Genomic DNA, 11,750 nt, shown 5'->3' on the forward strand with positions numbered 1-11,750 from the left:
GCGATTCACGGCTCTCGCAACAATTGCAAGATCCGTGGGACTCGCAACCATTATGAGCCTCGAGCAACCTACGGTAACAGTAATGACGGTCCGCGCTTCCCAGTCGGCTCGCACGCACGCAGCCGGCGGCAGCGCGTTCGCTTCGATTCGTATTGTAGGGGCGCTCTCGCCCCACCTCTAGTACCTCGTAGCTCCGGACCGGAATTCGTCGCATCGTTTTCACAGCGACACGTAATCCAACAGATGACAGCATACCACACACCCAGCACAGGCACACCGGATCGCCACACGGCGGCGGGAGGCAATCGATGAGCGAACGCGCAGCAAAAATAACCCCGGCGGATTCGGAGGAAGAGGCGGACGACCAGATCACCGACAGCGCGGCACCGGATGCGGCCACCGAGGTCGACGAGGACGCCGACGCGACGTCGGCCCCCGAGCCGGTCACGACCGGTGCGGAATCCGTCGTTCGCGCGCTAGAGAACGCCGGCGTCGAGTACGCCTTCGGCGTGCAAGGCGGGGCGATCATGCCCGTCTACGACGCGCTCTACGACTCGGACATCACCCACGTGACGATGGCCCACGAACAGGGCGCATCCCACGCGGCGGACGCCTACGGCATCGTCTCTGGCGAGCCGGGCGTCTGTCTGGCGACCTCGGGGCCGGGCGCGACGAACCTCGTGACCGGCATCGCGGACGCCGACATGGACTCGGATCCGATGCTCGCGCTCACGGGGCAGGTGCCGACGGAGTTCGTCGGCAACGACGCGTTCCAGGAGACCGACACGACGGGCGTCACGACGCCGGTCACGAAGGACAACACCTTCTCGTCGGATCCGGACCGCGTCGGCAGCGACGTCAGCGAGGCGTTCGCGCTCGCCCGCGAAGGGCGACCCGGACCGACGCTGGTCGACCTGCCGAAGGACGTGACGAAAGCCGAGACGGACCGCGAACCCGACGCGCCGAAGACGCCCGACACCTACCACGTCCAGGAGCGGGCCGACCCGGAGACCGTCGAGGCCGCGGCCGAACGGATCGAGACCGCTGACCGTCCGGTCATGCTGCTCGGCGGCGGCGTCATCAAGGGCGAGGCCAGTGAGGCCTGTCGCGAGTTCGCCATCGAACACGAGATTCCGGTCGTCACCACGATGCCCGGCATCGGCTCGTTCCCGGAGGACCACGAGCTCGCGATGGAGATGGCCGGCATGCACGGCACCGGCTATGCCAACATGGCGATCACCCACTGTGACACCATGCTAGCGATCGGGACCCGATTCGACGACCGCCTGACCGGCGGCATCGAGACCTTCGCGCCCGACGCGGAGGTCATCCACGTCGACATCGACCCCGCGGAGATCAGCAAGAATATCCACGCGGACTATCCGCTGATCGGCGACGCCGAGACGGTCGTCGGCCAGCTCAGCGAGGCCGTCGACGCCTCGCCGGCAGCCAAGAAGTGGCGCGTGCAGTGCCAGCAGTGGAAATCCGACTATTCGATGGCCTACGACGCGCCCGAGGACAGACCGGTCCAGCCGGAGTTCGTCGTCGAGGCGTTAGACGAAGCCACCGACGGCGACACCATCGTCACCACCGGCGTCGGCCAACACCAGATGTGGGCCTGCCAGTACTGGACCTACACCGAGCCCCGCACGTGGGTCTCGAGTCACGGGCTCGGAACGATGGGGTACGGCCTCCCCGCGGCCATCGGCGCGCGGCTCGCGGCCGACGACGATCAGGATGTCGTCTGTATCGACGGCGACGGTTCGTTCCTGATGACGCTACAGGGGCTCTCCGTGGCCGTCCGCGAGAACTTGGACATCACGGTCGCCGTGCTCAACAACGAGTACATCGGCATGGTTCGACAGTGGCAGGACGCCTTCTTCGAAGGTCGTCACTCCGCGTCGAACTACAACTGGATGCCCGAGTTCGACAAGCTCGCCGAGGCGTTCGGCGCGGCCGGCTTCCGGATTGACGAGTACGACGACGTCGCGGACACCATCGAGGAGGCCCTCGCCTACGACGGCCCCTCGGTCATCGACGTCCACATCGACCCGCAGGCGAACGTCTACCCGATGGTGCCAAGCGGCGGCGACAACGGCCAGTTCGCACTGGAGGATGATCACCTATGAAGCGCGGACTCGACGGCCCGGCCCCGGAAGAGCGCCCGACCCCTGACGGTCGGCGCAACAAGCAGGGTATTCGTATCGACCCGGCGGTCGAGGCGAAACACGAGCCGCGCCGAACCGTCATCTCGGCGCTGGTCACCCACGAGCCCGGCGTGCTCTCGGACGTCTCGGGACTGTTCTCGAGGCGGCAGTTCAACATCGAGAGCCTGACCGTCGGGCCGACGGAAGACGACGAACGCGCGCGGATCACGGTCGTCGTCGAGGAGCCCGACCCCGGTATCGACCAGATCAAGAAGCAGCTCCGAAAGCTCGTGCCGGTAATCTCGGTGCGAGAGCTCGAGCCCGACGCGATGCGCCGGGAGCTGGCGCTGGTCAAAGTCACTGCCGACGAGCCCGCACAGGTCAACGCCGTCGCGGACATGTACGACGCGACGACCGTTGATTCGAGTCCGGAGACGGCGACCTTCGAGATCACGGGCTCCCGCCAGAAGATCGAAGCCGCGGTCGAGACGTTCGGCCAGTTCGGCGTTCGAGAGATTTCCCGAACCGGCACGACGGCGCTCGCCCGTGGCACCGAAGACACAGCCGCGCCCGTGAGCGCGACGGAATCGACCGCCGACGGGGCGAACCAAGACGGAACCTACACACAGACAGCTGACGATGACTGACGAATTCACCACCGAGATTTACTACGACGACGACGCAGACGTATCGACGCTCGACGACGAGACCGTGGCCGTACTGGGCTACGGGAGCCAGGGCCACGCCCACGCGCTGAACCTCCACGAGAGCGGGGTCGACGTGATCGTCGGTCTCCGCGAGGGATCGGCCTCGCGCGACGCCGCCGAGGCGGACGGGCTGACGGTCGCGACGCCCGACGAAGCAGTAAAGCAGTCGGGCTACATCTCCGTGCTCGTCCCCGACACCGTCCAGGCGTCGGTCTACGAGAACGCGATCGAGCCGAACCTCGAGGCGGGCGACACGCTGCAGTTCGCCCACGGGCTGAACATCCACTACGGCCAGATCGAGCCTCCGGAGGGCGTCGACGTCTCGATGGTCGCCCCGAAGAGTCCGGGCCACCTCGTGCGCCGGAACTACGAGAACGACGAGGGAACGCCGGGGCTGCTGGCGGTCTATCAGGACACGACGGGCGACGCGGAAGAGCGCGCCCTCGCGTACGCGAAGGGAATCGGCTGTACCCGCGCCGGCGTCATCGAGACGACGTTCCAGGAGGAAGTCGAGTCCGACCTCTTCGGCGAGCAGGCCGTCCTCTGTGGCGGCGTCACCTCGCTGGTCAAGCACGGCTACGAGACGCTCGTCGACGCGGGCTACTCGCCCGAGATTGCCTACTTCGAATGTCTGAACGAGCTCAAACTGATCGTCGACCTGATGTACGAGGGCGGCCACGCCGAGATGTGGGATTCCGTCTCCGATACGGCGGAGTACGGTGGTCTCTCCCGCGGCGACCGCATCGTCGACGAGCACGTTCGCGAGAACATGGAGGAGACGCTCGAGGAGATCCAGAACGGCGAGTTCACGCGCGAGTGGATCCTCGAGAATCAGGCCGGCCGACCGAGCTACACGCAGCTTCGCCAGGCCGAGAAGAACCACGAGATCGAGGAGGTCGGCGCCCGACTGCGCGACCTGTTCGCGTGGGCGGAGGAGGACAGCACGGAAGACGAAGAAGACGACTCCGTCCGCGTGCAGGCGGACGACTGAGACCGAACACGATTTGGAACCCATGAGCCAGAACGAGAACACGGACACGATGGGCGACGTCAGCCATACGAACCCGCTCACCGGAGAGACCGCCGGGCGGCTCTTCAGCCGCGGCCCGACCGTCGTCACCGACGGAGGGACCGACGATGAAGAGCCGTCGGCGACCGATCCGAACGAACGCACGGACGAAGAACCGGAGACGATGGCGGACGTCGAACATACGCCGCCACAGGACGCCGACGACGCGAACCGCGTCTTCGAGCGGGGCCCCGCAGAGGAGACAGAATGAGCGAGGGAACGCTGTACGACAAGGTCTGGGATCGACACACGGTAACACGCCTACCAACCGGACAGGACCAGCTGTTCGTCGGACTCCACCTCATTCACGAGGTCACGAGCCCGCAGGCGTTCGGGATGCTCCGCGAGCGCGACCTCGAGGTCGCCTTCCCGAAACTGACCCACGCGACGGTCGATCACATCGTACCGACGGCCGACCAGTCTCGCCCGTACAAGGAGGACGCGGCCGAGGAGATGATGAGCGAACTCGAGGCGAACGTCCGCGACGCGGGCATCGACTTCTCGGATCCGACGACGGGCGATCAAGGGATCGTCCACGTCATCGGTCCGGAGCAGGGACTCACCCAGCCCGGCAAGACAATCGTCTGTGGCGACAGCCACACCTCGACCCACGGCGCCTTCGGCGCGCTCGCGTTCGGGATCGGCACCAGTCAGATTCGGGATGTGCTCGCGACGGGCACCGTCGCGATGGAGAAACAGAAAGTACGCAAGATCCAGGTCGACGGTGAACTCGGCGAGGGCGTCGAAGCGAAGGACATCGTCCTCGAGATCATCCGCCGACTCGGTACCGAAGGCGGCGTCGGCTACGTCTACGAGTACGCCGGCGAGGCCATCGAGAACCTCGGGATGGAGGGGCGGATGTCGATCTGTAACATGTCCATCGAGGGCGGCGCTCGCGCGGGCTACGTCAACCCCGACGAGACCACCTACGAGTGGCTGAAAGAGACCGACTACTTCCAGGACAATCCCGAGAGGTTCGAGGAACTCAAACCCTACTGGGAGTCCATCCGCAGCGACGACGACGCGGAGTACGACGACGTCGTCACCATCGACGCGAACGAACTCGAGCCGGTCGTCACCTGGGGCACCACGCCCGGCCAGGGGATCGGCATCACGGATCCGATCCCGGAACCCGAGGACCTGCCTGCGGACAAGCAGGACACGGCCCGACGCGCTCAGGAACACATGCGCGTCGAACCCGGCGAGACGATGGAAGGATACGAGATCGACGTCGCCTTCCTCGGCTCCTGTACGAACGCCCGACTGCCCGACCTGCGCCGTGCGGCGGCGCTCGTCGAGGGCCAGCAGGTCCACGACGACGTCCGCGCGCTCGTCGTTCCCGGCAGCCAGCGCGTCCAGAAGACCGCCGAGCAGGAGGGACTCAAGGACGTCTTCGAGGAAGCCGGCTTCGAGTGGCGAAACGCCGGCTGTTCGATGTGTCTGGGGATGAACGAGGACCAACTCGAGGGCGACGAGGCCTGTGCCTCCTCCTCGAACCGGAACTTCGTCGGCCGCCAGGGCAGCAAGGACGGACGAACCGTTCTGATGAGCCCGGGAATGGTCGCCGCGGCGGCGATCAACGGGAAAGTCTCTGACGTGCGCGATCTGAAGGAGGTGACGACAGCATGACGCACGAGGACGAGCGGAGCGAGTCCTCGGAACGAGCGAACGGGGAGGAACGACCCGTGAGCCACGCCGCCGAGGTTCGGGAGGTCCGAACCGACGGCGGCGACGAAGTCGAAATTCCGGAAGTCAACTACGTCTCCGGCTCGGCCGTCCCGATTCGGGGCAACGACATCGACACCGACCAGATCATTCCCGCGCGGTTCATGAAGGTCGTCACCTTCGACGGACTGGGCGAGTTCGCGTTCTTCGATCTGCGGTTCGATGACGACGACAACCAGAAGGAACACCCGTTCAACGAGGAGCGGTTCCAGGACTCCTCGGTGATGGTCGTCAACAGCAACTTCGGCTGTGGCTCCTCGAGAGAGCACGCGCCCCAGGCGCTGATGCGCTGGGGGATCGACGCCATCATCGGCGAGAGCTTCGCCGAAATTTTCGCGGGTAACTGTCTGGCACTCGGCATCCCGACCGTGACTGCCGACAGCGAGACGATCCAGGCTCTGCAGGACTGGGTCGACGCGAATCCCGACGGCGAGATCGATATCGACGTTGAGGCCGAGACGGTGACCTACGACGAACAGACGATCGACGTCACCGTCGACGACGCCCAGCGCAAGGCGCTCGTCGAGGGCGTCTGGGACACGACGGCGCTGATGAAGTCCAACGCGGGCGAAGTGCAGAAGAAGGCCGAGGAACTGCCGTACGTCGAGGACACGGCGATTCCTGAAGCGGAGTAGACTCGAGTCGACAACCTCGAAATTGAACGCAGTGGCGGTTCGTTTTTCCATCTGTCGCTCTCGTGTAGCACGTTGTTGATCTCAAACTGTGGCTTTGATAACGTGTTTGAGCGCTTCTCTTCCCGGTTCCCGAAGTAGATTTCGTTGAAGTTGAAATGCTCAGAGATACTTCTCATCGCCGCTGCCGCAGCAGGAATCGGTCTCGACTCCGCTATTGCAAAGGCACTCGCCTACATCCTGGCAGGACTAACTGTTAAGCCCCCGGTCGGAATCCCTGTCTACTAGAGACCGTGACTCAGTTTGACATCCTCCTCGGCGTTCACGCGGAGGAATCCCGACCGCAGTTGGGATATTAGGGTTTGCAGTCTACCACTCGTTCCTGCGGTTGGAATCCGCTGGACAAGTCGTGAAGGTAGACTCCGGGCTGTGCCAACCAGCCGGTACTCCTATCCCCACCCAAACTGAGTGTAGACTCGGAGTTACTTTGATTCACGTCGAGACGGATGTTCTCCGCCCCGTTCACGTCAGCATTGAATGCCGCGTCACACTCCTCGCACACGTACAACCCACGTTCAACACGCTGACTGTCGTCTTCCCTACCGCATACGCAGCACGTCTTGCTCGTGTCGCGCTCGGACACCTCTACGACTTCGATACCCTTGACCTTCGCCTTGTAGGTGAGAATCGACGTGAAACGGTCGAACGCCCACCCATGCAAGTCGAGGTTGCCGTGCCGACCCCAGTTTTTCGACTCGCCGTTCTCACCCTCTCGGACACCTGCGAGCTTCCCGACGTTGATTCTCCCAACTCCTTTCTTGACACACTGCCGGACGACATGCTTCGCTAACGAGTGGAAGAAGTGGGTCCGGCGTTCTGACCACGTGTGGTGTAGTCGAGTCACCCGTGTACCGCCTGAATCGTCGCACTTTGCAATTTCTTTCGGGAAGTTCTCGATGGTTAGTATTATGACGTGACGGCGCGTATCCACGGGCTAAAGCCCGTGTATTGCGCCTGCTCCGTATATAATCCCACCCACACTCTCATTGCGAGCTATCCAATAGCGGGTACGCCACGTCATGATGCAATACTATTCAAGGCCATCCAGGCCGCGTCGTCCTCCACAGACCAGCTAGTCCTATTGATCGAGACAGAGACGGTTGTTGACGACTACCCCTCAGTCATTCAACAGTTAGATGACAGCTTTTCACGAACCGATCACACTGATGCTGTGAGATACGAAGCAGACGTGTCTACTAGTTCACTAGAAGCGATCCAGTCACTTCTGGAGATGACTGGGACTGCTCGTGTTTACGGCGTAAGGAAAGTCGAACTTGTACGTGACACAGAAACGTATCTTCAATACGTTCCTGAGCACGAAAAGTTCACGATTGATGATGTGTCGTCTAATGGAATTGTCAACGCTGTTCAGAACGCCATCAACGGTGAACCGGCAGTGGTTCTTCCGAACCGTCCAATAGCGGAATGGGAAGATACCGGTGTGGAATGTAGCATCTCTCCACCGTCCCTCTGTCTTGGAAACGTTTGCCACGACCTCTCCCGACTCGCATCGGTTGAATCGTGTCCAGCACAATTGGCAATCGAACTACAATGGTACGAGTCGGAGCAGGGTCGAGTCGGGACGGCAATCAGTTGGATTTCTTCGCGGACCGGCCTGTCACGACCTGACACACTCCATTTCGAATCGACAGCAGAGTTCTCCGAAGTTGAAGCGGTTCTCCAAGCGGTGACATCTGAGATTGGGCAAGAAACACTCTGACTGCGATCCCGTTTTGTTCGCAGAACTCGGCGAGGTCCGGACGGACGAGTTCTATCGTCGAGTGGTTGCTGCTCGAGTCGTGGCCCCTGCTATCACGCCGGAAGCGGCAGAACGCGGCGTACATCGTCATCGATTTCGGCACCTGTCCGAAAGCCAGTGTATGTCCCCGAACCGTGATGTAGCGATGTTCCTCTCGCTGGCGGTGCTCTGGGGCCTCTCCTTTCCGGCGATTTCGGTCGGACTCGAGTCGCTCCCGCCGCTGCTCTTTGCGGCCGCCCGATACGACATCGCGGCGATCTTGCTGCTGGCGGCGGCGATCGTTCGCGTCGATCAGTGGCGACCGACCGCGCGGAACGATCTGGCAGCGGTCGTCGGCGGCGGGGTCTTCCTCGTCGCTGGCAACGGCTTGCTCTTTATCGGCCAGCAGACGGTCCCCAGCGGCGTCGCCGCGATCTTACAGGGGCTGGTGCCGATCGTCACCGCGCTGTGGGCGATCCCGCTGCTGGGCGAGCGACTGTCGGCGATCGGCGCCGTCGGGGCCGCGATCGGGTTTCTGGGCGTCGGGCTGATCGTTCAGCCCGATCCCGCCAATCTGCTGGCCGGCGATACCGCAGCGCGCTTGCTCGTCGTCGGGCAGGTCTGTAGCGTCGCGCTCGGCGGCGTCCTGATCCAGCGAGCCGGTCCGACCCTGCCGCAGCTGCCGCTCGTCGGCTGGTCGATGCTCGTTGGGGCCGTCGTCTTACACCTCGTGAGCCTCGGTGCCGGCGAGTTCTCGCGCGTCGACGCGATCGGGCCCGCCTCGTTCGGTGCCGTGGTCTACCTCGGCGTGTTCGCGACCGCCATCGCCTTCATGATCTACTTCACCATCCTCGAGAAGCACGGCGCGTTCGAGGCGGCGCTGATCGGCTATCTGGTGCCGATCGTCGCGACGGTCGCAGGCGTCGTCCTGCTCGACGAATCGATCGGCGCGCTAACGGTCGTCGGCTTCGGACTGGTCGCCGTTGGCTTCGCCCTGCTCAAGCGTCGGGCGATCGCGGAGGCGGTCGGGGTCTCGAGCGGTGTGGGGAGTCCCTGAGACGGGATCGACAGTTACTGCTACTGCTGGTAGTCGATGGCCGACCTCAGAGCCGGTCGTTGTACTGTCCGCGAGACGACGGTCTCTCCGTGAGTTTGCGGATCCGAAAAGTGAAAAACTACTGAATTACGCGCTCGAGGCGGGCTGGTCGACCTGTGCCTGCAGCTGCTCGAGTTGGCGCTGGAACTGTTCGAACTGGGTCTGGACCTGTTCGGTGATCTCCTCACCCTGTTCGTCGAGCTGTTCTTGGAGCTCCTCGAACTGTGCTTCGGCCCCTTCGACGGCGTCGAGCGTCTGTGCCTCGACGTCGGTGTGGGCCTCCTGCAGGAGATCGAGCTGTTCGGTGAGCACCTCGAGCTGCTCGGCGAGGACGTCGTTGGAGGCGTCGACGCCCGACTCGAGTTCGGCCTCGACGGTCTCGAACGCTTCGGCGTGGTTGGCCTCGAGCTGGTCGAACTGCTCGTCGACGGTCTGGCGGATCTCCGCGACCGCTTCGTCGGTTCCGGGCACCGACGTTTCGAAGGCGTCGAGGTAGCTGTGCATGGCCGAGCGAGTCAGGTCAAATCCCTGCTGCTGGGCGTCCTCCGTGGATTCGATGCCGTCGAGGAACATCGCGTTCGCGCGCTGCTGAGTCTCAACGGTCTGTTCGATGGCCTGCTGGCTCTGTTCGATGGCCTGGCGCTGCATCTCGAGGGTGACGCTGACGGGAGTACTGAATGCTGTCATACTCACTACTTGGCCGGCCAACGGGATAAGGGTTGCCACTAGATGGTATCTAATACCATCAAACACCATATGACGTCCTCAATTGAGACATCCGGTAGTAACACGCCTCGGGTTGCCGATCTCGAGGCGCGGCCCCGCGACCATTGTGCTATCGATACCCTCTTTTCGGCCGCCACGAGATGGTCGAGCATGACTCACGAAATCGCCGTTATCCCGGGCGACGGAATCGGACAGGAAGTCACCCCCGCCGCGGTCGAGGTGCTCGAGGCGCTCGACATCGACTTCGAGTTCGTCGAAGCGGACGCGGGCGACGCCGTCCTCGAGGAGACGGGCGAGGCGCTGCCACAGGAAACGTACGATCTCGCGGCGTCGGCCGACGCGACGCTGTTCGGCGCGGCCGGCGAGACCGCCGCGGACGTCATCCTCCCGCTCCGGGACGCGGTCGACTCCTTCGTCAACATCCGCCCCGCGAAGGCGTATCCGGGAATCGATGCCGTCCGCCCCGAGACGGATCTCGTTTTCCTCCGCGAGAACACCGAGGGCGTCTACTCGGGGCTCGAGGACCGACTCACGCAGGACGTCTCGACGCTCACCCGCGTCGTCACGGAGACCGCCTCGAGAGAGCTGGCGGAGTTCGCCTGCGACTACGTCTCGGACGGCGACGAGCACGACGGCTTCTCCATCGTCCACAAGGCGAACGTCATGCGCGAGACGGACGGCCTCTTTCGGGACACCGTCAAGTCGGTCGCCGACGAGGAGGGCGTCGAGACGGACGAGGTGCTGATGGACGCCTTCGCGACGCGGGTCTGTCTCGACCCCGAACAGTTCGACGTCATCGTCTGTCCGAACCTCGCGGGCGACGTCCTCTCGGACCTCGCCGCCGGCCTCGTCGGCGGACTCGGCCTGCTCCCCTCGGCCAACGTCGGCCCCGACCGCGGGCTGTTCGAACCGGTCCACGGCACCGCACCCGACATCGCCGGTGAGGGCGTCGCGAACCCGGCCGCGACGATCATCTCCGCCGCGATGTTGCTCGAGTACCTCGGCTACGACGTAGAGAGCGAGGCGGTCCACGAGGCCGTCGAGGCGACGCTCGAGGAGGGACCGCGAACCCCGGATCTGGGCGGCGACGCCTCGACCGAGGACGTGACGAACGCGATCATCGAGCGCCTGTAACGGTCGAGCCGCGTTTTTCCGCTCAGATACGGTCCCCCAGCGAAGGCATCGCTGGGATACAGATTCAAGTGGGATCACTGCTTCTGTCCGCGTATCTTCGCCGTGATACCGACCGTCGTTCGATCCGTCCGAGTACGTTCGAATGCTCTCGAGGAGCGACACGTGGTGTCGAGCCGATGACCTCCGCGAACTTCGGCCGAATCGTCGATGACGGACCGCTCTTCGGGGCCTGTCGGCCCGGCCACCTCGGGGGGAGTCTCGCGGAGTGGACCGAGATTCTCGAGAGCAACGGCGTCTCCGGGGTCCTCTGTCTCCTCTCGGAACGCGAGGCCTCTCGGTGGGGGTTGCCGGCGAGCTACGACGGGACATTCGATACCGCCCACGTGCCGATTCGAGACCGTCACCTTCCCGGCGTTGACCCCCTCAGAAGCGCCGTCGAGTTCATCGAGGGGGTGACGGCGGACGGCGGCCGCGTCGTACTCCACTGTAACGCCGGTCTCGGTCGCACGGGTGTGGTCGCCGCCGGCTGGGTGGCTCGCGACCGAGACTGCTCGCCGGAAGCCGCAATCGACGCCGTCGAGGCGCGACCGTGGCCCCGCGCGCCGCGAGAGGCGATCAGGGACGGAAACGCGACCGAGGAGGAGTTGTACGAGTTGCTCGAGCGGGTATAAGACGGCGCGGTCTGCCGGACGGACAATTAACACGGGTCACGTGGT

At 63.9% G+C, this 11,750-nt stretch carries 11 protein-coding genes and 1 pseudogene; 10 read left to right on the forward strand and 2 right to left on the reverse strand.

What is annotated here, in order from left to right; translation table 11 throughout:
• Window positions 1–308 precede the first annotated feature (308 nt).
• The 6 genes from ilvB to leuD are packed head-to-tail and all read left to right on the forward strand — an operon-like array spanning window position 309 to window position 6,283.
• Window positions 309–2,129: a biosynthetic-type acetolactate synthase large subunit gene (gene ilvB, locus ACSFC5_RS04035; RefSeq protein ID WP_440763964.1), complete on the forward strand. Its 1,821-nt coding sequence runs from the start codon at window positions 309–311 to the stop codon at window positions 2,127–2,129.
• Entirely contained in the window at window positions 2,126–2,794 is a 669-nt protein-coding gene (ilvN, locus tag ACSFC5_RS04040) for an acetolactate synthase small subunit (protein WP_440763965.1), read from the forward strand. Before ilvB ends, ilvN begins: the two co-directional genes overlap by 4 nt.
• Window positions 2,787–3,845: a ketol-acid reductoisomerase gene (ilvC, locus tag ACSFC5_RS04045; protein ID WP_440763966.1), complete on the forward strand. Its 1,059-nt coding sequence runs from the start codon at window positions 2,787–2,789 to the stop codon at window positions 3,843–3,845. Before ilvN ends, ilvC begins: the two co-directional genes overlap by 8 nt.
• Window positions 3,846–3,867: 22 nt before the next feature.
• The gene (locus ACSFC5_RS04050; protein ID WP_440763967.1) at window positions 3,868–4,134 is read left to right on the forward strand and encodes a DUF7989 family protein; all 267 of its coding nucleotides are present in this window, start codon (window positions 3,868–3,870) and stop codon (window positions 4,132–4,134) included.
• Window positions 4,131–5,552, forward strand: a complete 1,422-nt coding sequence (gene leuC, locus ACSFC5_RS04055; protein WP_440763968.1) for a 3-isopropylmalate dehydratase large subunit — start codon at window positions 4,131–4,133, stop codon at window positions 5,550–5,552. The genes ACSFC5_RS04050 and leuC overlap by 4 nt, the downstream gene beginning before the upstream one ends.
• Window positions 5,549–6,283 (forward strand): 3-isopropylmalate dehydratase small subunit, encoded by a 735-nt coding sequence (gene leuD, locus ACSFC5_RS04060; RefSeq protein WP_440763969.1) that lies wholly within the window; start codon window positions 5,549–5,551, stop codon window positions 6,281–6,283. Before leuC ends, leuD begins: the two co-directional genes overlap by 4 nt.
• Window positions 6,284–6,635: 352 nt before the next feature.
• On the opposite strand, the pseudogene ACSFC5_RS04065 reads toward leuD, so the two are convergent.
• Window positions 6,636–7,229, reverse strand: a pseudogene (locus ACSFC5_RS04065) (RNA-guided endonuclease TnpB family protein); the annotation flags it as partial.
• A gap of 24 nt (window positions 7,230–7,253) precedes the next feature.
• Between ACSFC5_RS04065 and ACSFC5_RS04070 the strand changes: the two are divergent.
• Both ACSFC5_RS04070 and ACSFC5_RS04075 read left to right on the forward strand, forming a co-directional pair.
• Window positions 7,254–8,060 carry a hypothetical protein gene (locus ACSFC5_RS04070; RefSeq protein ID WP_440763970.1) on the forward strand — a complete coding sequence of 269 codons (807 nt, stop codon included), beginning with the start codon at window positions 7,254–7,256 and terminating at the stop codon, window positions 8,058–8,060.
• A 160-nt stretch (window positions 8,061–8,220) separates the two neighbouring features.
• A complete protein-coding gene (locus ACSFC5_RS04075; protein WP_440763971.1) occupies window positions 8,221–9,135 on the forward strand; it encodes a DMT family transporter in 915 nt (304 codons plus the stop codon).
• Window positions 9,136–9,261: 126 nt separating this feature from the next.
• Here ACSFC5_RS04075 and ACSFC5_RS04080 read toward each other — a convergent pair whose 3' ends face one another.
• Window positions 9,262–9,861 carry a hypothetical protein gene (locus ACSFC5_RS04080; protein WP_440763972.1) on the reverse strand — a complete coding sequence of 200 codons (600 nt, stop codon included), beginning with the start codon at window positions 9,859–9,861 and terminating at the stop codon, window positions 9,262–9,264.
• 189 nt (window positions 9,862–10,050) lie between these two features.
• Between ACSFC5_RS04080 and ACSFC5_RS04085 the strand changes: the two genes are divergently transcribed.
• Window positions 10,051–11,034 carry an isocitrate/isopropylmalate dehydrogenase family protein gene (locus tag ACSFC5_RS04085; protein ID WP_440763973.1) on the forward strand — a complete coding sequence of 328 codons (984 nt, stop codon included), beginning with the start codon at window positions 10,051–10,053 and terminating at the stop codon, window positions 11,032–11,034.
• Window positions 11,035–11,210: 176 nt separating this feature from the next.
• On the forward strand, window positions 11,211–11,705 hold the full coding sequence (locus ACSFC5_RS04090) for a protein-tyrosine phosphatase family protein (protein WP_440763974.1): 495 nt from the start codon (window positions 11,211–11,213) through the stop codon (window positions 11,703–11,705).
• Window positions 11,706–11,750 lie beyond the last annotated feature (45 nt).

Origin of the sequence: Natronorubrum marinum, from assembly GCF_052040125.1 — an archaeon.
In the GTDB taxonomy this organism is placed as follows: Archaea; Halobacteriota; Halobacteria; order Halobacteriales; family Natrialbaceae; genus Natronorubrum.

Coding starts and splice junctions, on each gene's coding strand:
- ACSFC5_RS04090 (WP_440763974.1), top strand. CDS start 11,211: ATGACCTCCGCGAACTTCGGCCGAATCGTCGATGACGGACCGCTCTTC.
- ACSFC5_RS04075 (WP_440763971.1), top strand. CDS start 8,221: ATGTCCCCGAACCGTGATGTAGCGATGTTCCTCTCGCTGGCGGTGCTC.
- ilvC (WP_440763966.1), top strand. CDS start 2,787: ATGACTGACGAATTCACCACCGAGATTTACTACGACGACGACGCAGAC.
- leuD (WP_440763969.1), top strand. CDS start 5,549: ATGACGCACGAGGACGAGCGGAGCGAGTCCTCGGAACGAGCGAACGGG.
- ACSFC5_RS04085 (WP_440763973.1), top strand. CDS start 10,051: ATGACTCACGAAATCGCCGTTATCCCGGGCGACGGAATCGGACAGGAA.
- ACSFC5_RS04050 (WP_440763967.1), top strand. CDS start 3,868: ATGAGCCAGAACGAGAACACGGACACGATGGGCGACGTCAGCCATACG.
- leuC (WP_440763968.1), top strand. CDS start 4,131: ATGAGCGAGGGAACGCTGTACGACAAGGTCTGGGATCGACACACGGTA.
- ilvB (WP_440763964.1), top strand. CDS start 309: ATGAGCGAACGCGCAGCAAAAATAACCCCGGCGGATTCGGAGGAAGAG.
- ilvN (WP_440763965.1), top strand. CDS start 2,126: ATGAAGCGCGGACTCGACGGCCCGGCCCCGGAAGAGCGCCCGACCCCT.
- ACSFC5_RS04080 (WP_440763972.1), bottom strand. CDS start 9,861: ATGACAGCATTCAGTACTCCCGTCAGCGTCACCCTCGAGATGCAGCGC.